The following is a 25065-nucleotide window of genomic DNA, read 5'->3' on the forward strand; positions in this document are numbered from 1 at the left end:
GTTTATGGCAACAGTAGAAGGACAAAGTTTGACCAATCGTCAAAAAGGTTTGGCATCTTGTGCCTGCCTAATGGCTCAAGGCAATTTGGAACGGTTGGAGCCTGCCGTGCGTAAGGCGCTCGATGAAGGTGTTACTATAAACGAGTTGAAAGAGGCTTTCTCTCAACTCTATGCCTACACTGGATTTCCACGTTCGCTGAATGCTCTTGGAGTACTTAACAAAGTACTGGAAAACAAACAAGAGAATTGGCAAGAAGGTAAACCATGGAAACGCCCTGCCGAATGGGACAATGCAAAGGCTGCTTATGAGTTAGGCAAGAAGAATCAAACACAGGTCTCTGGCCGTCCATTCAACTATGATTTTTGTCCCCAGGATGACTACTACTTGAAGTCGCACCTTTTTGGCGACATCTTTGCAGGAGATCAACTATCTCACGCTGACCGCGAGATAGTTACAGTTGCTGCTTTAAGTGGCCTTGAAGGTGTAGGCCCGCAACTTGCTGCTCACAAGCGAGGCGCGGTGAATATGGGCAATAGTCAACAGTTGGTGGATGAACTCTGTGTCTGGCTTGACAGCGAGGGCTATACTTTGCGTAGCAGATGGCCTAAAGGCAATCCCAACACAGCCTTTTCCAAGTACTTCATAGGTAATAGTTATTTATCTGATGTAGGTGGCGGTGTACATAATGTTACCTTCGAGCCACGCTGCCGAAACAACTGGCATATTCATCACAAAGCGGTACAAGTGCTGATCTGCGTCAGCGGTCGCGGATGGTATCAAGAATGGGGAAAGGAAGCCATCGAAATGACACCGGGTACTGTCATTGCCATTCCTGCTGAAACAAAGCATTGGCATGGAGCCGCAAAAGACTCATGGTTTCAGCATCTCACCTATCATAAAGATGTTCAAGAGGGTTCCAGCAATGAATGGCTTGAGCCTGTTAATGACGAAATTTATAATGCACTTAAATAAATATAAAGATGGAATCAATTAAGTTATATAATGGAGTTGAAATGCCTTTGCTGGGCTATGGTGTGTTTTTGGTAAGCCCCGACGAATGTGAACGATGTGTAACAGATGCGTTGAGTGTTGGTTACCGCCTTATAGACACAGCACAGGCTTACCAAAATGAAGAAGGTGTTGGCAATGCCTGGCATAAAAGCGGCATCAAAAGAGAAGATTTATTCTTAACGACAAAAGTATGGATATCAAATGCCGGAGAAGAAAAGGCTGCTATGAGCATCGACGAAAGTTTGCGAAAGTTGCAGACTGAATACATTGATTTACTTCTGATTCATCAAGCCTATGGAGACGTATTCGGTTCATGGCGCGCCATGGAGAAGGCCTATCTTGACGGTAAGGTTCGTGCCATTGGTGTCTCGAATTTTCAGGCAGGACGTTTCTTCGATTTTGCGCATTATGTTGATGTAAAACCTATGGTGAACCAATTGCAGTGTAACGCGATGATTCAACAGACAGGTATTGAACCATTTCTGGAAGAGACAGATACCAAGATGATGGCATGGGGTCCGCTCGGAGGTCAGGGCGTCGATGAGATTTTGAAGAGTGACCTGCTGGCTTCTATTGGTGCAAAATACAGCAAAAGTGCAGCGCAAGTTGCCCTTCGCTGGCTTACACAACGTGGAATCGTTGCTATCCCCAAATCGAGCCACAAAGAGCGCATGCAACAAAACTTCGACATTTTTGACTTTTCTTTGACTTCTGATGAGATGGCACAGGTTGCTACCATGAACCAGCATGACACAGGCACCATCAACTTCGGCGACCCCCAGTTTGTGAAGTATTTAATAGAAAACTACGGATAAGATATCGAAACAGATATCATAAGATTATGAATAAATACATAGCATTGACTATACTTTCCATTATTTCGGTATCAGCATTTTCGCAAATTGATACAACGTCCATTGATTTGGAAAGAGCAGTCGTTACTGGTACACGTAATGCCACGGACGAACGCTATCTACCCATGAGCATTTCTGTCATAAACCGTGAAAAACTAACAGAAAACGCACGAACAAATATCTTACCAACCCTGACAGAACAAGTCCCCGGACTGTTTACATCTTCACGTGGCATGTTGGGCTATGGTGTAAGTGGTGGCGGAGCGGGTGAAATCAATCTACGTGGTATATCCGGCGGAGCAGGTCAGTTGCTTGTTCTCATTGATGGTCATCCCCAATATCAAGGCGTTTATAGCCATCCTGTTTCTGACAGTTATCAAACCATGATAGCCGACCATGTGGAAATTCTTCGCGGTCCTGCATCCGTACTCTATGGCAGCAATGCCATGGGTGGTGTTATTAACATCATTACACGAGACATGAAACATGATGGTGTAAGTACAGATATTCATCTGGGTGCAGGTTCATGGGGCAGTTTCTCTGCTGAAGCGAGCAACCAATATCGCAAAGGAAGATTCAGTTCGACCGCCGCTGCTCAATATCAGCGTTCAGACAACCATCGTCCTAATATGGGATTTGAACAATACGGAGGCTATTTGAAACTGAATTATAAACTGAATGATAATTGGAAGGTCTTTGCAGACGGGAATATTACTCGTTTTAACGCATCCAACCCAGGTAAGACTGATGCACTTTTACTTGAAGCCAGACAATGGATAACTCGTGGTGCTGTAGCGTTTGGTATTGATAACCATTATAACAGAACAAGCGGGCGTTTTACTGTTTACGACAATTTTGGTATCCACAAAATTAATGATGGGCATAGTGCTGGAACTGCACCCCAATCTGACTTATTCCGTTCAAAAGACTATCTTCTTGGTATTTCATGGTACCAAAGTGCTAATCTTTTCCAGGGAAATCGTACTACTGTCGGAGTGGATTACCAACACATTTATGGCCATGCTTATTACACCGACCGCGAAAGTGGCGAAGAAGTGACAAGTGGCAGGCGAATTAACATGAAACAAAGTGGCAAAAGCCATCGTAACGATATAGCCGGATACGTAGATTTTCGTCAGGATTTGCTGAGTTGGCTCACCATAGATTTAGGTATCCGTCTTGACCACCACTCTGTGAGCGGTACTGAATGGGTACCCCAAGGCGGATTGGTTGTTCGTCCTATAATCAACGGAGAAATGAAGGCTATGATCAGCAAAGGTTTCCGTAATCCTTCTATGAGAGAAATGTATCTCTATCCACCATCTAATGAAGACTTACGCCCTGAAAGGATGATGAATTACGAATTAACGTGGAAACATCGTCTATTGTCAAACATGCTGACCTATGGTGTAAATCTCTTTTACATCAAAGCAGACAATCTTATCCAGACTACGACTATAGAGGGGAAACCGCGAAACATAAACACAGGAGAGGTTGAAAATGTTGGCGCCGAACTTGAGTTAGCCTGGCGCATCAACAGACATTGGTCAGTAAACACTAATCACAGTTTTCTACACATGCACCGCCATGTGTTAGCAGCACCTGAATATAAAGGGTATATTGGAGTAAACTTCCGTCAAGGACGTTGGTCAACCACTGCGGGTCTGATGCAAGTGAGTGGGCTTTTTACAGAAATTGGCGCAAACGAGAAGAAAGAACACTTCACATTACTGAATGCTACAATTGGTTATCAACTAAGCAAAAATATACGTCTTTGGGCAAAGGGTGATAACTTATTGGCGCAACGATACGAAATCAATACAGGTTTCCCCATGCCCCGCGCCACATTTATGGGTGGTGTAGATATACATTTCTGATTTATAAATTGTTAAACAAATACAAAAGAGACATGAAAAAAGTATTATCATTTTTGGTTTTGGTGCTATTTTTTGTTGGCGCATCTGCACAGAGCAAGGTTTATTTCACAAAAGAGATTACACCAGAGTCTTTGCTCAAATTATACAAAGTGCTTGGAGTTAAGGTTGATGGCAGAGTTGCCGTAAAGATTTCCACTGGAGAAGGTGGCAACAAGCACTATCTGAAGCCCACACTTATAAGAAATCTTGTTGACGAGGTGAATGGCACCATAGTAGAATGTTGTACGGCTTATGGTGGTACTCGCCAAGATGTAAGCAAACATTGGGAAACTATCCACGAACATGGTTTCGATAGTATTTTTGCTGTTGACATTATGGATGAGTATGACCAGATTCGTATCCCCGTTCAAGACAAAAAGCACCTTAAATATGATATCGTTGGTGGTCATTTGGCTAACTACGACTGGATGATAAACCTTGCTCACTTCAAAGGTCATGCCATGGGCGGTTTCGGTGGTGTTTTGAAAAATGCTTCTATCGGTGTAGCATCAACCGCGGGTAAAACATACATCCATACAGCAGGCAAGGTTACTGATCCCAGCCTACTATTCCAAAACCTTCCCGAACAAGACCACTTCCTGGAGTCGATGGCTGCTGCAGCACAAGGCGTACACAACTACATGAACGGCAAAGTAATCTACATCAACGTGATGAACAACATGAGTGTTGACTGCGACTGCAACGGTCATCCTGCCAAGCCAGAACTTCAAGACATGGGCATTCTTATTAGTTTAGACCCTGTAGCCGTAGATCAGGCTTGTCTTGATAAAGTTTTCAATTATGTTGGTAAGCCTGGCGATGACAACAAACCACTTATCGAACGCATTAACCGTCAACACGGTACATATATCACAGATTATGCTGAAAAGATTGGTCTCGGCTCAAAGAAATATGTGTTGATAGACATTGACAAATAACCTTACAACTTGATTAAATCGCTGATTCTTTATATTTTATATACAGAAACGTTCAAAAGAGTATAAATATATTGCCCGTAAGTCATTAAAATTGGCTTACGGCTTTTCTATGCTGAAAAATTGTTTCTTGCGGAGCGTTATCTCGGAACAATTATCCGGCAAACGAGCGGTGTTACCGCCAAAGAATGGATAGACCGCTCTATATTGTCGCGTATCAAGGTAGATTTGCGCCATACCACCAAGACCGTCGCACAGATATCAGAAGAGATGAACTTCCCCAATCCTTCGTTTTTCAATAAATATTTCAAGCGATTAACGGGGACTACTCCTCTGCATTTCAGAACATCTAAGGACTGAATGAGAAATATTTCCTATCTGATGAAATGCGGGAAATCAGCCTCTCCTGCATTTGAAGCAAATTGAAAATTCTCGTAACTGAAGGCACACAATTCCTCTGGTGTTGTGATGCGATGGGTAATGATATATCTTGTCATGGCTCCTCTGCATGTCTTAGCCCAAACGGCTTGCATCTTCAGTTGGTTTCCTTTGCGTACATAAAAGAGCGGCTGGACTACACGCAGTTCCTTGCTGACCCGTTTCCAGTCGAAGAGATGCTGGAATTCCACTGTGGCAAGGTGTATGAGTATGCCGTCATCCGCCTTGACACTCTCTATGAGGCATTCGGTGAGATGTGCCTTCCAGAAATCGAACATGGTTATTCCGTCTGCACTTGGCAAGGTCACCCCACCCTCCATCCGATATGGCAGGATGCCATTGAGTGGCCGAAGAAGCCCATAGAGGAACGACGTAATCCACAGATGTTTATTTGCATAATGTAAATCATCTTCATTTAAGGTTTCTGCATTCAGATGCTTGTAGGCTTGACCATGGTATGCAAGTATGGCAGGCAGTTTCTGTTTGTCCTCATCGAAGAAAGACATAAAGCGCAACTTATTCTGCGCTGCAATTTGGTGGCTGCAACACAGCATATCTGCTATTGTTTCCACATCGTATTGCATCATGTCGTAAGCAAACCTTTCAGCCTGTTGCTGAAATCTCGGGGGCGTCAGCAACAAGTTTGTTTTTACTTCATCGTGCATTGTTTTGGCACAGGCAAGGAGTATCTGCATATCTTCATAAGTAAGTTACAATCTCTTCCATTTGCTTACGCACCTTTTCCTTGGGCTCATCAGCCGGATGTCCGATGGGAATCAGTACGGCAGCCTCCTCGTTTTCACCCAGACCGAACAAGTCATGACAAAGAGGTGCATCAAAAATGCATACCCAGCATGTGCCTAAGCCCAGTTCCTGAGCAGCCAGACAGATGTGTTCAGTTGCAATTGCTATGTCGATGTTGCCGTGTTCTTTGCCGTCATTTCTTACCCATGCTTCATCATGACGTATGGTACACACAATGTACATGGGTGCTGTCCGGAACCAGTCGCGGTTATAGCACTTGCGTAAATTATCCTTCTGCTCTTCGCTTCTGACAACATAAAAATGCCAGGGCTGTCGATTAACGGCTGAAGGTGCTAATCTTGCGCATTCCAGGATATACCTTAATTGTTCTTCTGTAACCGGTTCTTCTGTGTATGAGCGTGCTGAGAAACGCTTTTCTGATAATTCTTTGAATAACATGTCTCAAAATTCTAATTTGAATCCCTTTTGTTTCATTTCTTCGTATTTCTTCGCATTGAAGGTATAAAGCAGTGCGTCGCGCCTGGGCTTACGTGTGAAACTCGCATCAATCTCAAGAGGGCCAAACTTGAAATTTATTTCCTTAACGTCATTTTCATCATCGTGATTTACCTGATCAAGCAAGCCAAGATGAATCATTTTGTTATAGAAATTCCTCCTGTCAAACTTTACGTTGAGGATGGCTTCGTAGAGTTGTTGCAGGCTTTTAATAGTAAATTTTTTTGGCAACAGTTCAAAACCTATCGGCTCGAAATGGATTTGTTTTCGCATTTCTTTCAATGCCATCTGAAGCATTTCATCGTGGTCGAAAGCCAATGGTGGTACATTGTCGAGCGAAAACCATTCAGCCTTTACTGCGTCATCGCCTCCTTTCACCTCCTGCAATCGAACTAATGCATAATATGCCACCGACAAGATGCGTTCTCTCGGATCACGATTAGGGTCGGAGAAGGTATGAAATTGCCTGATGTATGCACCCTTTAAGCCTGTCTCTTCCTGTAGTTCCCTTAACGCACCGGCTTCTGCAGACTCATCCATATTCAAGAAACCGCCGGGAAAAGCCCAACGGCCTTTATATGGTTCTAAACCACGCTCAACAAGCAACACATTCAGTTTGTTCCCGTCAAAGCCGAAAATCACACAGTCTGTTGTCACATTCGGATGCGGATACTTGTAATGGTACCTTAAATTTTCCATGATAAGTATTATTAGATGTATGATTCATTCTAAATTATGCGTAATTTTCACGCAAAATTACACATTATATTTAACAACACAAATTTTCTCGTAAATTTTACGCGTTTTCCAATTTTTGACTACAAAGAGTTCAAAAGGCAAGCGTGATGGCGTACATGCATACGAAGTCCAAAAAAAATCGAAGTGCTCGACGAAGAAACGCCGAACACTCCGAATGGTGTGGATAGCGGTGAACAAACTAATTCATCCTACCCGCTTGCAAAGTTACTAAAAGGAGTTGAAAAATCCTACGATTCTGGCAAAAAAATTCTTGATGCGAGTTTGGACGCGGATAAAGCTCAGGCGCGTTTCTCCTTGCCGGAGCGTGAGCAGAAGCGCGATGACGAGTATAAGAAAGCGCATGATGAGATGCAACGTGCGAAAGTCGCAAATTCTTATGACAAGGGCATTGACGTGAACTATTCAGAAAATGGGAAAACAAAGATTATGCGGTTGCATACTCCTGTTTCAGACGTTGAAAATTTGAAAGCTACAGCTATAAAGCCGCATTCTTTGTCGCGTGATGAACAAAAGAGGCTTTATCAGTCATTTAAGCCAGAGACTAATGCTTCAACTGGAGAGACTGTTGAGTTCTATACAAGTGCGTTTGGTAAGAATCATCGTGAGGATGGTTTATTTGAGAAGATTATTCCTCAAATCAGAGAGTTGTTCAAAGATTCTAAACTGATATATTCCGAACCAGAACAATTATCTGGGACTAAAAGGAGAGATGGTACTACGCACAAGCGACATTTTGACATTGTTGGATATGGGAATTACCTAAATAAAATAAATATCGATGGCAAAGATTATTATATACGCTTCACTGTTCAACGTCAGAAAAATGAGAGTGGTCTCCATTCTTCATTTGTCAGCAATGTAGAATTATATAATAATCCTGCCATAGACGCTTCCAATCCCTCATCTAACGGTGGGCGCAAGTTGGACTACGACAGGATTACAGACACAAAGTTAAAGACTTACTTTGAGAAGAGCAAAGAAAATGCGAATAAGTTTTCTCAACTTACAGATAATCCTGAATATACTAAGATTATATCTGATTCCGAGTCTCGTATGCGTGAGATTTTGGACGAGGTGAAGCGTGAGAAGGGTTATTCGGACGATAGCAGTTATCAGGGCAGCCTGGCTTTCAATGGTGCTGCGCCATCAAAGAACGGTTACTTTGAGACCAAAGAGGAGCAGGCTAAGGCAGAAGCGGAGAACAAAGAGGGTCTTATTGGCAAGGCTCGCATTATTGCGATGTTCAACCGCTTTAAGGATATGCTTTCTAAGTATTGGCAGATGGCTCGCGATGTGTTTGCCGGTAACAATGCGAAGTTGAAGGATAAGAGTGCCGAAGACTTTGCTGATATGGCTATGGCAGACTTGATGCATGGGACGAATCCTTTAGACGCAGCAAATGCAAAGAATAAAGGTGGTCGGAATGCTCGGAGTGAGCGGAGTTCTCGGACGGGGGCTGATGTCGAGAGAGAGGCGAAGGCTAATGGCACTTGGCTGAAGGCTCCTAATGGTGCAGAGACGAATCTTGAGGAGAAGCAATGGAAAGACGTTAGGACGGATAGCTTTAAGGGTTACTTTGGGGACTGGGAAAGAAGTTATCAAAAGGATTCCTTGATGAATGCGGAGCCTGTATCACGGCTTAATGGTGATGAATTTCAAAAGAAAGATGGCAAAACTTTAACTGAACAGGTCGGAGATTTCTTTGCGCATATAGGAGGTAAAGCGGCATCACCTGTATTTGGAGATGTAGTTCTTGACAAAGATGGTGCGGATGATAGTCTTTCTCATGGAATGGGACGCAATAAGGCTATTTCTTATGCTGCTGTTAAGGATGTTATAGAAAAAGGTATTGTAATTGATACTGAATTGAATCATAAGCAACGTGGATATAATACCGCAGTAATCGCAGCACCAATTTCAATAAAAGGAGAAGATTATGTTTGCTGTGTGGTAATACGTCGTAATAAGAATGGTAATAGGTTTTATCTTCATGAAGTTACAGCAATAAAAAAACTCCACGATGATGCTTTTGTAACAAATTCGGCTCAAAAGCCTGCATCACGCGGAGCGGTTGCAAAGTTACTGCAAGAAATTGTAAATAGCAAGGATAATTCTTCAAAAGTTGTTGATGATAATGGTGAGCCGTTGGTGGTTTACCATGCTTCTCCGGACCATGGGTTCACTACATTCAAGGATAACGCTTTCTTCTCGAAGAACAGAGAATATACGGACAGGTACGAAAAAGGCGGAGACACTTATGAGGTTTATCTCAATATCAGGAAGCCTTTTGACATACGCAATCCTAAAGACAGGAAGATATTCACAGAATATCGCAATGGCCATGAGCCAGCGCGCACAAAAAGCGGTGCCATGGACTGGGCAGAGTTCGACTATTACGATAAGGAGTATGATGAGGATACTTAAATTCAAATAAGAAGTGCAAGACTCGTCCTGTGGGATTCACTGATTGAAAGGTAAGTCAGAGACATCAAGTAGCAACATAAAAGCAAAAGGGAGATTTTCATCTCCCTGAGATTAACTACTTTTGTGTTGCATATGAAATATAAACAGCTAACCTCGCAGCAAAGGTACACAATCCAGAACGGATTAAAGCAAGGATTGACCAAAAAGATGATCGCCGCCCTCATAGAGGTGAACGAAAGCACCCTTTACAGGGAAATCCATCGAAATGGCGGTGCCAAGGTTTATAATGCAGAAAAGGCACAGCGCGAAGCAGACCGCCGCAAGACGCGTCTTCAGAAACCGCGAAGATTCACACACGCCCTTAAGCGGGAAGTCATAAGTCTGCTGCAAAAGAAATGGTCGCCCGAACAGATATGCGGGTATATAAAGAGACAAGGGCGCGAATGCGTCTCCCATGAAACAATATACGCATTCATCAGAACCGACAGGAAGTGCGGAGGGATGCTTTGGAAACTCTGCCGTCACGCAATGAAGAAGCGACGGAAGACAGACAAGGGAAAACGGATTCCCATAAAAGACCGCGTGAGTATAGACCTTAGGCCGGAAGAGGCAGACGGCACGCGTTTCGGAGATTGGGAAATGGACACCATAGTCGGTAAGGATGGGAAAGGAGCGCTAGTTACACTCTACGAGAGACGTACTGGATATGGGATGGTCAAAAGGCTGCCTGATGGAAAAGAGGCAAAAGGCGTGGAAGAAGCAGTATACAGAATGTTGATTCCTTACAAGAAACAAGTACTCACTATTACTACAGATAATGGAACAGAGTTCGCCAGGCATAGTCAATTGGCAAAGAAACTCTCCACGAAAATCTTTTTTGCACACCCTTATAGCTCATGGGAAAAGGGAGGTGTAGAAAACTACAACAAACTCGTCAGACAATATATACCTAAGGGAACGAATTTAGAACAATACACAGACAAATATCTTATGGAAGTACAAAAGCAAATTAACAGCAGACCAAGAAAAAAACTCAACTTTAATAACCCAAAAAACGAATTTTACAAACTTTTAGACTAATATTGCACTTGCTACTTGAATCTACGATATGGTAAGAATCCTCGTTTCAAAATGAGATTTATTTACAAATTATCACTAAATTTGCCAAATATTGTGCACTTACATTACGAGATGAGATTTCTATACATTATTTATCAGATATTCATTGGTTGGCCCTTAGTGGCTGTTGTTGCAGCGCTTACGAGCATTGTTGTCATTATTGGCAGCATATTCGGCAGTGCTCATTTTTGGGGTTACTACCCCTATAAGATTTGCGGTATTCTGACGTTGAAGATTCTGCTTATTCCCGTCAGGATTGAGGGGCGTGAACACATTGACAAGCATAAGTCGTATGTATTCGTAGCTAATCATCAGGGCGGCATGGATATTTTCCTTGTTTACGGTCATATTGGCAGGAATTTCAAATGGATGATGAAGAAATCGCTGCGCAAGATACCTCTGGTGGGTTTTGCCTGCGAGAAGGCGCATCACATTTTCGTTGACAAGTCTGGTCCGAAAGCCATCAAGAAGACGTACGACGATGCCCGCTCCACCCTTCAGGGCGGCACATCGCTCGTGGTGTTCCCCGAAGGCGCGAGGACCTTTACCGGGCGTATGGGTCTATTCCGCAAGGGTGCCTTTTCACTCGCTCAGGAAATAGGTCTTCCTATCGTACCTGTGACAATCGACGGCAGTTTTGACTTACTCCCCCGTCAGCGCGGCATGGTGGGTATTCTGAAATGGCACAGACTGCGCCTTATCATTCACCCTGCTATTTCCTCCGAGGACATCAAGGTGGCTATGGATTCATCGTACAAGACGATTATGAGCGACCTTCCTGAACACCATCAGGGCTACGAAAAGAACGACGACCAATAACATTTTTGTATTCTTCTGAAAAATTAAATATACGACATAAAGACATGCACACGCTTCTTTCTCTTCCTCCCAATGTAGTTAAGCATTTCCATTCGCTCACCAGTCTTGACAGGGCGGAATGGTTCTGCACGTCCGACCCCGTTGGTTGCAAACTCGGCTCCGGCGGTGGCACCACCTGGCTTCTTCAGCAATGCAAGTTGCAGGAGGATGCCTCAGCATCTTTCTCAGAGTGGCTCGGCAGAGAAAAGCGTATATTGCTTCATGCAGGCGGTCAGAGCAGGCGTTTGCCTTGCTATGCACCTTCGGGTAAGATTCTGACGCCCATTCCCGTTTTTCGCTGGGAAAGCGGCCAGTGCATCGACCAGACTTTGCTCGATATCCAAATGCCACTCTACAACTGCATTATGGACAAGGCGCCTTCTTCGCTTCGCACGCTTATTGCCAGCGGCGATGTTTATCTGCGCGCCACAGAGCCGCTTCAGGAGATACCTGATGCCGACGTGGTGTGCTACGGACTATGGGCTGATCCAACTTTGGCTTCTCACCATGGTGTTTTTATGATAGACCGTCAATGTGCCAACAGCCTTGACTTCATGCTTCAGAAGCCTACTGTGGAAGAACAGGCAAGACTCATACGTTCTCATTACTGCCTGATGGACATCGGTGTCTGGCTACTCTCCGACAGAGCCGTAGAATTACTCGTCAAGCATTCTACAGACAGCGAAGGCAACGTCATCAACTATGACCTTTACAGCGATTTCGGCTATGCTCTGGGCAACAACCCCAAACATTATAATGCAGAAATCAGTCAGTTGAAAGTCGCCATTCTGCCACTCCCTGGTGGTGAATTCTACCATTTCGGCACCGCCCCCGAACTGTTGTCATCGTCGATGGACATTCAAAACCTCGTAAAGGACCAGCGCTACATTATTCAGCAAAATGTGAAGCGCCATCCCTCACTTTTCGTTCAGAACGTGGCAATGCAAATTGGCTTCAACGAAAACAACCAATATATCTGGATAGAAAATTCTTTTATCGGCAAGAATTGGCGCTTTACTGACCACAACATCATTACGGGAGTTCCTGAAAATGATTGGCTTATAGAAATGCCTTCCGGACTTTGCATTGACGTCATTCCTTATACCGAAAAAGGGTTTGTGCTTCGTCCTTACGGTTATAACGATGCTTTCCGCGGTGCTTTTGACAGTGAAGCCACCACTTATCTTGGCAAAAGTTGGAAGACTTGGGCAGAAACGCATGGTCTCGAAGCAGCCGACTTTGGTTGTACTGACGATATCCAATCCGCAAAACTTTTCCCGATATTTGAAGATATTGAGGAGATGGGCAAATGGTTCGTCTGGATGACTTCCGATCAGCCCGACCTGAAACTTGCTGAAGCATGGAAAACCCTTGCGCGCCTTTCTGCTGACGACATCTCCAATGATGCCAACTTGCCACGCCTGTTTGAACAACGCCGCAAACTGCTGAACGGCAATCTGCTCAAACTTGCCAACAACTGGCAGAAGAGTGTGTTCTATCAAGTGAACCTAAAAGATGTGGCACAGAAATATGCCGACTCACATCTTGCCCTTCCTTTCCCGCTGCCGGAATCGGCACCGCTGATGGCCCGCATCCACGACGCCATGTTCCGCGCAGAGAAACTTTACATAGAAAACGACAGCAATGCCGAGACCATGGAGCGCCGCGCCTTTGAACTCCTTAGTCAAGGTCTTACGGACGGCATTTTGGACCACAAGTGCTCGCCTAAACTCGATATTTGTGAAGACCAGATTGTGTGGAGCCGCAGCCCGGTGCGTATCGACATCGCAGGGGGGTGGACAGACACTCCACCCTATTCGCTTACGAAGGGCGGCAACGTTATCAATTTTGCCATAGAGATGAACGGGCAGCAACCCTTACAGGTTTATGTAAAGCCTTGTAGGGAGCCCGTGGTTATCTGCCGCAGTATTGACATTGGTGCCATAGAACGAATTGAGACATACGACGAACTGAAGATGTTCAACAAGATAGGTTCACCATTCTCCATCCCCAAGGCGGCACTTGCTTTGTCGGGATTTCTCTCACCATTTGGTGCTGCAACTTATCCATCGCTTCGTGCCCAGTTGGAGGATTTCGGTTGCGGTATAGAGATTACGCTTCTCTCTGCCATACCTGCCGGCTCAGGGCTTGGCACAAGTTCCATTCTTGCAGCGACAGTACTTGGTGCTTTGTCCGACTTTTGCGGTCTTGGTTGGGATAAAAACGATATCTGCCATCGTGTGCTTGTGCTTGAACAATTGCTTACTACCGGTGGCGGTTGGCAGGATCAGTATGGCGGCGTTCTGCCAGGTGTCAAACTCCTTCAGACATCACCCGGTTTCGAGCAAATGCCTCTGACAAGGTGGTTGCCGGACACACTTTTCACTGCTCCGGAATACAAGGATTGCCACTTGCTTTACTACACGGGGTTGACCCGAACTGCAAAAAAGATTCTTGCAGAAATCGTACGCGGCATGTTCCTCAACTCCACCCGCCACCTCTCGCTCCTCCAACAGATGAAAGACCACACACTTGAGATGTACGAGGCTATACAACGCATCGACATGCTGGCGTACGGGCGCCTTCTGCGTGAGACGTGGCGACAGAACAAACTGCTCGACTCAGGTACCAACCCACCGCTCATCGACCAACTTTGCGACGGAATTGATGACCTCACGCTCGGTTACAAACTGCCTGGTGCAGGCGGAGGAGGATTCCTCTATATGCTTGCCAAGTCGCCTGAAGCCGCAGAGCGCATCAGAACGAAACTTGCGGAACAGCCTCTTGGAAAGAATGCCCGTTTCGTAGATATGAGCATTTCTCAGACAGGTCTTCAGATTAGCAGGAGTTAAGTATTCAACAGAATTCTTACAAATAGCAATTAAAATAAAACATACATATATGAAAACTCATTTCATCAAATCAATTCGCAGCATCGCAACAGTTTTGCTGCTTGCCGCTTTTGCTTTATGCAGTCAGGCACAGACCATCAAGGTGGCTGTGTTCAGTATCAACGATTTTCATGGAGGAATCATAAAAGATGCTCGTAAGAAAATTCCTGGTGCCCCTGCCGTTTGGCAGACGCTCGATTCTCTGCGCAGCGTTTACCCATACAGCGTTACTGTTTCTGCTGGCGACAACTTTGGCGGCAGTTATTTTTACACTGCCACGGAAGGCGTTGTCATTCCTGACTTTTTCAACAAAGTTGGTATCACCATCTCTGCCGTTGGTAACCACGAATTTGATGACGGACAAGAAAAACTCGCTGACCGCTGGAGCAGCAAACGTCCTGAGGGTTGGGACCTCACATACCTTGCGGCAAATGTTACGGACCAGAGCGGTAAACTTCCTTCTTATATTAAGCCCTGCACCACAACAGACATCGCATTGCCCGGTGGCGACAAACTTACAGTAGGTATCGTAGGACTTCTCACTTCGAACACCCCAAACCAAACGTCTAAATCGAAATGGAAAGGATTGTCCTTCAACGGCAATTACACAGGTGTAATCAATTCTCTTAAATCGACAGAAGCCTACAAACCAGTGGCAGATGCCGACATCCGCGTCCTTCTCATGCATGTGGGTACACGCATGGACGGCGACAAACCGGTATGGAATGACAGAGACAGTGCCAACATTGCCACCTTCAACGACCCGGATTTCCATGGCCTGCTCACGGGCCACGCACACGAGGTTGTATGCGGTCGCATCAACAGCGCCAACTATCCTGTGGTACAAGGTAAATGGCATGCTGAATACATTGGTGCCATAGTGTTTGACGTAGATTTAAGTACTAAGCAGGTTGTCGGAGCAGAGCCCAAACTGATTCCTGTAAATCCCGACGTGGCGCTTGGTGAAAAGCAACTGGCATACAGTATGAGAATAGATTCCTTGCTCAATGTTACAGAATTCAGCGGTCATAAACTGAGCGAGGTACTCACTACCTGCACAGAAGACCTTGAACACGACCGCACTAAAAATAAATACATTCAGACCGAAATGGGCGAGATGGTATGTCAATCGTATGCCGAAGCCGTTCGTGAAGCCGGTCATTTCGACAAGGACCAAATCATCATTGGCGTAAGCCACACCGGAAGCATTCGTGGTGGTTTTCCGAAGGGAAAAATCAGGATTCTCGATATTGGTGAGGCATTACCTTTCGCCAACAAACTACACGTATTCAACGTTCGTGGCTCCATCATCAAGGATTTAGTTGAATTCGGTCTTCACAACAAGGTTTATGGTTGGCTCCAGACGAGTCGCCTTGAGATTGATACGACCAAGACGGGCAACGTGAAACGCCTGATCTATAAACACATCAGTGGCAAGAAAACAGAAATAAAGAATAAAGACTACTACCTCCTCGTAGCGGATGAGTTCCTCGCCGGCGGCGGCGACGGCTACTCCACCGACTTCTTCCCTGCCTCTCAGAGAGTTCTTTTCGATGGACTGCCAACAAGTACTAAGGCTTTCATCAAATATCTTCAGAAGCGCGAATCGGTTCCAGGCGATGCCCGTCCGGACATTAGGCTTTATCATAAGTTCTACTTTAAGAAGTGGTGAGAAAGTTGACAGTTTGACAGTTGAGAGTGGTTATTTATGGCACGATTTACATTTCTATCCAGGACACCAGACCGTGATTATGACATTGAGCAGTTTCTGACAAATGACGAGACTGCTGAAATCAGGCGGAGCCGTCGCATCCTGCCTGCAGAATGGCAATTTCAATGCGGTGTTCAGATCACTTGGCCACATTCGGAAACCGACTGGGCACCTGTTTTGCCAGACATCACTAAAACATATTTACGTCTGGCCTTTGAGATTGCCACTCGTGAGAAATTGCTCATTGTTACTCCAAACGTATCTGAATTGCAGGCTCTGCTGGAAAAACAACTGCCAAAACGCGCCATAGACAACATCGTCCTCTTCGAATGCCCTACAAACGACACATGGGCTCGCGACCACGGCTTTATTACCATAATCGGAGAGACGAACTTTGAATGTCTCGACTATTGCTTTAACGGTTGGGGCGGCAAATTTGAAAGCGAGAAAGATAATGCCATCAATGCCCTCCTCTCGCAATCCGGACTGATTAAGGGCAAATATGTTGATTGTCTTGACTTTGTGCTTGAAGGCGGTAGCATCGAAAGCGACGGTAAAGGAACTTTGCTTACCACTACAAGTTGCTTACTCGGCAAAAATCGTAACGGGAATAATAAAAGCACCATCGAAGAACGTCTGACATCTGATCTTGGTGTCAGGCGTATCCTCTGGTTGAACCATGGAAAACTTGAAGGTGATGACACAGACGGGCATATTGATACCATTGCCCGTTTCTGTCCTGGCGACACCATTGCATACGTGCGTTGTGATGACCCTGACGATAGCCATTATGATGATTTCAAAGCCATGGAAGAAGAGTTGCAACAATTTACCACCGAAAATGGTACACCATACAATCTCGTACCTCTACCCTTCCCCGATGCCATATTTGGAGATGATGGGCACAGGCTTCCCGCAACCTATGCAAATTTCCTGATACTCAACGACTCTATCCTTTTGCCTACATACAATCAGCCGATAAACGACAACAAGGCCATGCAAACGTTGCAAAGGATATTCCCAAAATTTGGCATCATTCCCATTGACTCCACGATTTTAATTCAGCAACATGGCTCAATCCACTGTGCAACAATGCAGTTTCCACGTGGAAGCCTGAACATTTGACTAATATAATCCGCACAATGAAAGTATCCCTCATACAGATGTCATGCGTTACAGATGTTGCACAAAACCATCTGAAACTCAAATCAAAAATAAGCGACGCCAAGAAACAGGGCGCAGAATTGGTTGTTCTTCAGGAACTACACGACACACCCTATTTCTGCCAGGCTGAAAATGTTGATAATTTCGACCTTGCTGTTTCTATACCTGGTGCAGAAACCGATTTTTATAGCGGTATAGCGAAGGATAACGGCATCGTTTTAGTTACGTCATTATTTGAACGTCGCGCTGCAGGATTATATCACAACACAGCAGTAGTATTTGACACCGACGGCAGTATTGCAGGTCAATACCGCAAGATGCATATTCCAGACGACCCTGCATACTACGAAAAATTCTACTTCACACCCGGCGACCTTGGTTTTCAACCCATACAGACAAGTATAGGAAAACTTGGTGTACAGGTATGCTGGGACCAATGGTATCCCGAAGGAGCACGCCTCATGGCACTCCGTGGTGCAGATCTGCTGATTTATCCCACCGCCATTGGCTATGCTGCGGAAGACAGTGCAGAAGAGCAGCAGCGACAGCGCAATGCCTGGCAACTCGTGCAACGCGGTCATGCCGTAGCGAATGGTCTTCCAGTCATCACTGTGAACCGCACTGGTTTCGAACCCGACCCAAGCGGTCAGACCGCGGGCATCCGTTTCTGGGGCAGCAGTTTTGTTTGCGGACCGCAGGGTGAAATACTTGCTGAAGCGCCTGAAGGCGAAGATACCATCCTGACTGTAGAGATTTCGCTCAAGAGGTCAGAGCAAGTGCGTCGTTGGTGGCCTTTCCTCCGCGACCGACGAATAGATAAATACAACGACATACTTAATAGATTCAACGATTAAAAAACTTAACCATGAAACGTTTTCTCATAGCACTCTTTGCCATCCTGTCCTCTTCTGTGGTAGCACAAAATGTGATAACACCGCCAACAACGGAAGAAGGCTTCAAAGTCATCGAACTCAGTAAGATGGACCTCAGCAAGACCACATGTGGATGGAGCACTCCAAAAGCCAACAAGAGTATTGAAGGTCACCCTATCACAATCGCTGGCAAAACGTATGCCTCTGGTGTGGGTACACATGCCACAGGGCGCATAAATTTAAAACTCAACGGTAGCGCCATGCGCTTCAAGGCACAACTCGGCATAGACGACGAAGTGGTGCCAAATAAGGGCAACGTGAAATACACCATTAAAGGTATCGGCGAGAATGGTCTGTCCAGTGTTTTGGCAGAAGGGACTATCGTTTCAGGTGGTCTGACTCAAAATATTGACGTTGACGTCAACGGCTACAAATACCTCATTATCGATTTAGATGAAAATGGCGAGAACAGTTATGACCACGTTGATGTGGCTAATGCTTACTTCACTTGGGATGACGATGAAGGTGCTGCCTCTCCTCCTTACATAGTCAGCAATGACGAGATTGGCTCACCCTTGGCTTGCGCCACGATTGTGTTCTCTCAACCTGGAGTCCGTTTCATGCACAAAATCCGCGCATCGCAACCCAATGCCCTGGTAAGTGTCAGCGACCTCCCAAAAGGGCTGAAATGGAACTCCGAGCGGAATCTTGTAGAGGGATGTGTCAAGAAAGCCGGTGTTTATACCTACCATGCCTTGGTGGAAAACGATGGTGTAACGCAAAAGGTGCCTGTCACACTCACTGTCAGCAAAGACCTTCAGCAACCAGTGCCGTTCATGGGTTGGCTATCGTGGAACGTATGGGAAGAAGCAATCGATGAAAAAATCATGCTTGAGACCGCCCACGCTGCCAAGCGCTATGGATTAGACAAACTCGGCTATAAATACCTCTGTCTCGACGACTGGTGGCATTGCTGCAAAGAGCGGCCTGCCGATGGATTTCCTGAATGGGATCAGGCAAAATTCCCCAACGGTATGCGGTATCTCACAGATACACTTCATGCCTTAGGTTTCAAGGCTGGCATTTATTCAGATGCTGCAGCCCACACCTGTGCCGGTGCTTTCGCTTCATACGGCTACGAGAAGATTGACGCCAAGGCTTACGCCGACTGGGGATTCGACCTCCTTAAATACGACTATTGTGGTGCTCCGCCTGCAGCCGAAGAAGCACAACGGCGCTACACTGCCATGGGCAATGCCCTGAAGGAAAGCGGCAGGAACATACTTTTCTATATGTGCGAATGGGGACCACGCGAGCCCTGGAAATGGGGAGCAGAAACAGGTGCAACATGCTGGCGATGCACCTACGACAGTCGCGACTATTGGGATTGGGGCAGCAAAGCCAATGGTGGACACATCGGCGTTATTCAAGGGGTTGACGTCATGAAGCATCTTTGGGCATATTCTGGTGTGAACCGCTTCAACGATGCGGACATGATGATGATAGGACTTCACGGCACAGGGCGTTCGTCGAGTTATGATGCTGCCAACTATCCCACCGGACGCGCAGGCATGACACAGGAAGAATACCAAAGCCAGTTCTCGCTTTGGGCGATGTATGCCTCGCCGCTGACCCTTTCGTTCGACATCCGTAACATCAGCGACGACGACCTGCGCATCATCAGCAACAAGGAAATGATAGCCATCAATCAGGACCGTATGGGACAGGCTGCCGAACTCGTGAGTGATACCATCATCAGCGGTCAGCAGGTAGAGGTGTATGTGAAAGACCTTGAGAACGGCGACATGGCTGTGGCTGTGTTCAATCGCGGAGAGAGCACCATCCACTACACGTTCTATCCCCAACAAGCCTACCTCAACGGCAAAAAGCCATACAAGTTCCATGATGTTTGGGGCATTTCGCAAGACAAGATGGTAGGTGCAGAAGGCTACAACATGCAAGTGCTTCCCCATCAGACCCGCGTATTCCGAGTATCGCGGAAGTAGTTTTTGAACCGAGATCGGCTCAAAATGTTGGCCACATAAAAAATGAAAAAGATGTTTGCTCGTTTTAGAAATTTTATAGCGCTTATCAAGCGGCAAAGCCGTAAGATCTTTGCTTCGCTCGGTCTTTCCGCGCTTATCACTATTCTGTGCTATCTGATGAACAATTGTCCCTACCCCTATTGGGACAGCTTGGACAAGTTCACATGGATGGAATATTTCTTGAGCAACATCAAACCCGACTCTACAGACACAAGTGATGCTTTGTTCATCAATATTAGCCATGATAAGCAGATAACCAAAGTGAGTTACATCAGAAAGTTGGGTGAACGAAGTTATGACGGAGAAGCATACACTTATCTACCCTATGAACCAAACAACGGCTCAATCGGCACAACAGACATAACCAATCGAGACACCTTGCTAAGTTTCTTGAAAAAAGCAGAAAAAGCAAACAACTACAAATACATCTTCCTTGACATCCGTTTTGAAAAAAATATCACAACAAAAACGGATAGTTTGCTATTTGCCCAAAAGGCAAGAATGAGAGACGTGTCCTACGCCACACATTCAGATATTGAGAATAATGAAAAGGCAGACCCCACAAAAGCGGTTATTAACGACTATTTTACCACTATTACAAACACAAGTTTTACTCGTTACCAATATCTACAGAATAATAGAGAGTCTGCTCCCTTGAGTATATACACATCTGTAGATAGCATCAACCACAAAACCATCAAAAAGTGGGGTCCATTCTATTATAGTAACGGCCAATTGTGCCAAAATAGTCCTTTCATGCGGATACCAAAAGATTTTGGAGATGTAGCATATATGAAATACTATGATTTGGGACCTGAATTGCTTCAATATTGGAATGAAGAGGATTGGTCGTCTGAATTAAAGGATAAAGTTGTATTTGTGGGTAATTTCGAAGATGATGTGCACAACACCTATAACGGCACACAGCCATTTCCATATATCACATACCTAGCTTATAAAGAACTCTGCGAAGGTAAACATATCGTTTCGTGGAAATCTATTGGCTTATTGTATGTTATTTATGTGATTATATGCTTATTCATTATGAATAAGAAAAGCATTTGGCAGTTTATTCCTTGCATCAGGCGCTCAAATAATAAGTTACTCCTATTTGTATTAAAAATGCTTGGTTATACAACGTTCCTCTCAGCTCTCACGATAGTGTTATATATATGGTTTAACAATATTTATAACGTGTTTTTTCCATCTCTTATATTCTCTATTCTAAGTTTAATCTTCTCATATAAAAATAAATCCGTATGAAACGTGTCTTTCTCATATCAAATTACATACTCTTTGGTTTGATAGCAATCTATAGTCAACGAGTAGAAATATTGAAACTTAGCACAGATAACATTGCGATTGGCAACGCGCCTAATGTAAAGACATATAAAGTGCATGGAGTATTCAATGCGAATGAGACAATCCACTGGAATGCCGAAAAACAAAGCATGAAGATTAAGATTTTAGACGGAAAAAATAAACGGCATATTACAGACATTACGAAGAAAGATTTTGAAAAATTAAGTATCAATACCGTTGCAAAATATATGAGTAGGCCAAATGAGAAGAGTAGAAAAAACACATCTATTGTACACGGATCTTGGAAAGATATAGAGGAAGTTTCTGAAAATTCAGATTCTGTTTTTCCTGAAAAACGTTTCGCCTTGGTAATTGGAAATTCCAATTATGAACATCTGAAACGACTTGACAACCCGAAGAATGATGTGGATAGTGTTACCGACAAACTTTGTTCTTTGGATTTCGACGTACTTCCTGCATACGATGCAGATTATAAACAATTTAACAATCTTATCAACATATTAAGTGAGAAAAAGGATTATGACGTTGTGCTTGTTTATTATTCAGGACACGGCATACGACATAATAACAAGCAATATCTCATACCAATTGATGCAGAAATCAAGGATCCCTCAGATTTAGAAAATAATTGCTTCACCCTTTATCAATTATACACTAATCTTGGAATTTTGAAAGAAGCAAAGGCAAGAATAGTATTTATTGATGCGTGTCGAACAGAAACGCCCTGGCAAAAAGAAGGAGACAGCGAAGAAGAGGCAGAGCAAGATAACCCAATTGCTGTTATTTATTCCACATCAAAAAATAAAAAAGCTTTCGATGGTAAATCTGGAGGGAATAGTCCTTTTGCTAAAGCTTTTATTCAAGAAATAGGAAATCCATCTGAAAGCCTCGCTAAAACTATTGGAAATATCAATGAGATATTACAACAGAACACAAATGGAATTCAAAGCGTCAGTGACCACGGAAGCGCTATTATCACTAAATTCACATTTGTTGCTGTGGAGAAGGGGGGGATAAGTCTAATAACTAATATGGATGTTATTAGAAATGTTGCAGAAGGTAGGATAAATGCTGAGCAATTGGGGTTTGATGCACAGAAATTTTTAGGTTATAGCAATGTTGATATTTCCACTTCTGTAACGTCCATTCTTGATTATGGTTTTAAGGATTGTGACGAACTATACAGTATATCCATCCCAAAAACTGTAACAAAAATTGGTAAAAATGTTTTTGAAGGTTGTGAAGGACTTTCAGAAATTATAATTTCTCCAGACAACCCTAAATATGATAGTCGTGATAGTTGCAATGCTGTCATTGAAAACGAAACTAATACGATTATTGCAGGTTGTAAAGAAACAATTATTCCCAATAGCGTAACTAGCATCGGAAAGTCTGCTTTCAAAGGTTGCTCAGGTTTGACATCTATAACCATCCCCAACTCCGTTACGAGCATAGGAAATCATGCTTTCAATGATTGCTCCAACCTGACATCTGTAACCATACCCAACTCCGTTACGAGCATTGGAGATGAGGCTTTCTATAATTGCTCTGGCCTGACCTCAGTAGCCATCCCCAACTCTGTCACGAGCATTGGAAGTAATGCTTTCTATAATTGCACAGGTCTGACATCAGTAACCATCCCCAACTCCGTTACGATCATAGAAAATGGTGTTTTCGGGGGTTGCTCAAGCCTGACATCCGTAACCATCCCCAACTCCGTTACGAGCATTGGAGAGTGGGCTTTCATGAGTTGCACAGGTCTGACATCAGTAAACATACCCAACTCCGTTACGAGCATAGGAGAGTGGGCTTTCAATGATTGCTCCAACCTGACATCTGTAACCATCCCCAACTCCGTCACGAGCATTGGAGATAAAGCTTTCAAGGGTTGCTCAGGCCTGACATCTGTAACCATACCCAACTCCGTTACGAGCATTGGAGAGTGGGCTTTCAATGGTTGCACAGGTCTGACATCTGTAACCATACCCAACTCCGTTACGAGCATCGGAGAGTGGGCTTTCGAGGGTTGCACTGGCCTGACATCGGTAACAATCCCCAACTCCGTCACGAGCATTGGAGATAATGCTTTCGAGGATTGCTCCAACCTGACATCTGTAACCATACCCAAATCAGTCAAAGAAATAGGATCTGGTGCGTTCAATAATACTCCATGGTTTAACAAGCAAGAAGACGGATTGGTATATGTTGGCAACGTTGCATATAAATATAAGGGAGAAATGCTTGAAGGAGCTACTATTAATATTAAAGAAGGTACGACTAGTATTGCAGATTATGCTTTCAAAGGTTGCTCAGGTTTGACATCTATAACCATCCCAAACTCCGTTACGAGCATAGGAAATCATGCTTTCAATGATTGCTCCAACCTGACATCAGTAACCATACCCAACTCCGTTACGAGCATTGGAGAGTGGGCTTTCGAGGGTTGCTCAGGCCTGACATCTGTAACCATACCCAACTCCGTTACGAGCATTGGAGATGGGGCTTTCTGGGGTTGCTCAGGCCTGAATTCTATAATCATCCCCAACTCCGTTACGAGCATAGGAAAAAGTGCTTTCTCAGGTTGCACAGATTTGGTGTATGTAACCATACCTGCGTCTGTTAAACAAATAGGAAGTGGTGCTTTAAAAGGAACTTCTTGGTATGACATGCAGCCTGATGGGTTAATTTATGTTGGCAACGTTGCATATAAATATAAGGGAGAAATGCCTGAAGGAACTACTATTAATCTTAAAGAAGGTACGGCATCTATTGCTGATGAGGCTTTCTATGGTTGCTCAGGCCTGACATCAGTAACCATACCCAACTCCGTTACGAGCATTGGAGAGTGGGCTTTCGAGGGTTGCTCAGGCCTGACATCTGTAACCATACCCAACTCCGTTACGAGCATAGGAGAGTGGGCTTTCAAAGGTTGCTCAGGTTTGACATCTATAACCATCCCCAACTCCGTCTCGATCATAGAAAATGGAGTTTTCGGGGGTTGCTCAGGCCTGACATCCGTAACCATCCCCAACTCCGTTACGAGCATTGGATATTGTGCTTTCGAGGATTGCTCCAACCTGACATCTGTAACCATCCCCAACTCCGTTACGACCATAGGACAAGAAGCTTTCAGTGGTTGCAATAAACTAAAAAGCATTAGTCTTCCTAATTCTGTGGAATATATTGAGTTTGCTGCGCTTGGTTATAATTTAGAGAACATGTATATAAAACGTGAAACACCATGTAATATTGTGTGGATGCTACCTGACCTATCTATATGGCGCGTTTCATCATGCACCCTCCACGTTCCCAAAGGTTGCAAGGAAGCCTACGAAAATGAAGAGCCTTGGTGCGATTTCAAGGAGATTGTAGATGACCTATAAGCGTATTATAAAGCAACTTGCACCCCGAAAGTTCAAAATCTTACTTTCGGGATGCATTTTTATGCGAGAATATGGAATGGGTGCGAGCCAGCAAATGAGTC

The 25065-nt window shown here is 44.5% G+C and carries 18 protein-coding genes; 15 read left to right on the top strand and 3 right to left on the bottom strand.

Translation table 11 applies throughout. From position 1 onward, the window contains the following. Window positions 1-4: 4 nt before the first annotated feature. The 5 genes from C7Y71_RS02055 to C7Y71_RS02075 all read left to right on the top strand — a co-directional run bounded on the left by C7Y71_RS02055 (window position 5) and on the right by C7Y71_RS02075 (window position 5077). Window positions 5-973: a carboxymuconolactone decarboxylase family protein gene (locus C7Y71_RS02055; protein WP_193215942.1), complete on the top strand. Its 969-nt coding sequence runs from the start codon at window positions 5-7 to the stop codon at window positions 971-973. Window positions 974-981: 8 nt separating this feature from the next. After that, on the top strand, window positions 982-1827 hold the full coding sequence (locus tag C7Y71_RS02060; RefSeq protein WP_111897719.1) for an aldo/keto reductase: 846 nt from the start codon (window positions 982-984) through the stop codon (window positions 1825-1827). Window positions 1828-1853: 26 nt separating this feature from the next. Further along, window positions 1854-3743 (top strand): TonB-dependent receptor, encoded by a 1890-nt coding sequence (locus tag C7Y71_RS02065; protein WP_111897718.1) that lies wholly within the window; start codon window positions 1854-1856, stop codon window positions 3741-3743. A 32-nt stretch (window positions 3744-3775) separates the two neighbouring features. Continuing rightward, window positions 3776-4720, top strand: a complete 945-nt coding sequence (locus C7Y71_RS02070) for a DUF362 domain-containing protein (RefSeq protein ID WP_111897717.1) — start codon at window positions 3776-3778, stop codon at window positions 4718-4720. 120 nt (window positions 4721-4840) lie between these two features. Then, window positions 4841-5077, top strand: coding sequence for a helix-turn-helix domain-containing protein (locus C7Y71_RS02075; RefSeq protein ID WP_226943520.1), 237 nt, complete (start codon window positions 4841-4843; stop codon window positions 5075-5077). A gap of 14 nt (window positions 5078-5091) precedes the next feature. On the opposite strand, the gene C7Y71_RS02080 is transcribed toward C7Y71_RS02075, so the two are convergent. The 3 genes from C7Y71_RS02080 to C7Y71_RS02090 are packed head-to-tail and all read right to left on the bottom strand — an operon-like array spanning window position 5092 to window position 7114. After that, entirely contained in the window at window positions 5092-5850 is a 759-nt protein-coding gene (locus C7Y71_RS02080; RefSeq protein WP_111897715.1) for a YaaA family protein, read from the bottom strand. A 4-nt stretch (window positions 5851-5854) separates the two neighbouring features. Beyond that, entirely contained in the window at window positions 5855-6358 is a 504-nt protein-coding gene (locus tag C7Y71_RS02085; RefSeq protein WP_111897714.1) for a nitroreductase family protein, read from the bottom strand. 3 nt (window positions 6359-6361) lie between these two features. Further along, window positions 6362-7114 carry an NUDIX hydrolase gene (locus tag C7Y71_RS02090; RefSeq protein WP_111897713.1) on the bottom strand — a complete coding sequence of 251 codons (753 nt, stop codon included), beginning with the start codon at window positions 7112-7114 and terminating at the stop codon, window positions 6362-6364. 183 nt (window positions 7115-7297) lie between these two features. Here C7Y71_RS02090 and C7Y71_RS02095 point away from each other — a divergent pair, with 183 nt between their 5' ends. The 10 genes from C7Y71_RS02095 (at window position 7298) to C7Y71_RS11950 (ending at window position 24964) form a co-directional block, all read left to right on the top strand. Continuing rightward, complete coding sequence (locus C7Y71_RS02095; RefSeq protein WP_111897712.1) at window positions 7298-9598, top strand: LPD3 domain-containing protein; 2301 nt, start codon at window positions 7298-7300, stop codon at window positions 9596-9598. Between the two features lie 132 nt (window positions 9599-9730). Then, complete coding sequence (locus C7Y71_RS02100; RefSeq protein ID WP_151908877.1) at window positions 9731-10678, top strand: IS30 family transposase; 948 nt, start codon at window positions 9731-9733, stop codon at window positions 10676-10678. 111 nt (window positions 10679-10789) lie between these two features. Beyond that, the gene (locus C7Y71_RS02105; RefSeq protein WP_111898873.1) at window positions 10790-11536 is read left to right on the top strand and encodes a lysophospholipid acyltransferase family protein; all 747 of its coding nucleotides are present in this window, start codon (window positions 10790-10792) and stop codon (window positions 11534-11536) included. A 29-nt stretch (window positions 11537-11565) separates the two neighbouring features. Then, window positions 11566-14427: a bifunctional fucokinase/fucose-1-phosphate guanylyltransferase gene (locus tag C7Y71_RS02110; RefSeq protein ID WP_262883959.1), complete on the top strand. Its 2862-nt coding sequence runs from the start codon at window positions 11566-11568 to the stop codon at window positions 14425-14427. A 49-nt stretch (window positions 14428-14476) separates the two neighbouring features. Then, complete coding sequence (locus tag C7Y71_RS02115; protein WP_111898875.1) at window positions 14477-16138, top strand: bifunctional metallophosphatase/5'-nucleotidase; 1662 nt, start codon at window positions 14477-14479, stop codon at window positions 16136-16138. Window positions 16139-16174: 36 nt separating this feature from the next. Continuing rightward, complete coding sequence (locus C7Y71_RS02120; RefSeq protein WP_111898876.1) at window positions 16175-17302, top strand: agmatine deiminase family protein; 1128 nt, start codon at window positions 16175-16177, stop codon at window positions 17300-17302. Between the two features lie 17 nt (window positions 17303-17319). After that, a complete protein-coding gene (locus tag C7Y71_RS02125) occupies window positions 17320-18195 on the top strand; it encodes a carbon-nitrogen hydrolase (protein ID WP_111898877.1) in 876 nt (291 codons plus the stop codon). 11 nt (window positions 18196-18206) lie between these two features. After that, window positions 18207-20219 (top strand): NPCBM/NEW2 domain-containing protein, encoded by a 2013-nt coding sequence (locus C7Y71_RS02130; RefSeq protein ID WP_111898878.1) that lies wholly within the window; start codon window positions 18207-18209, stop codon window positions 20217-20219. Between the two features lie 42 nt (window positions 20220-20261). Then, window positions 20262-21521: a hypothetical protein gene (locus tag C7Y71_RS02135; protein WP_111898879.1), complete on the top strand. Its 1260-nt coding sequence runs from the start codon at window positions 20262-20264 to the stop codon at window positions 21519-21521. Further along, window positions 21518-24964, top strand: coding sequence for a leucine-rich repeat protein (locus tag C7Y71_RS11950; RefSeq protein WP_111898880.1), 3447 nt, complete (start codon window positions 21518-21520; stop codon window positions 24962-24964). The genes C7Y71_RS02135 and C7Y71_RS11950 overlap by 4 nt, the downstream gene beginning before the upstream one ends. The last annotated feature ends 101 nt before the right edge of the window (window positions 24965-25065 follow it).

Origin of the sequence: Pseudoprevotella muciniphila (genome assembly GCF_003265305.2) — a bacterium.
Taxonomy (GTDB): Bacteria; Bacteroidota; Bacteroidia; order Bacteroidales; family Bacteroidaceae; genus Alloprevotella; species Alloprevotella muciniphila.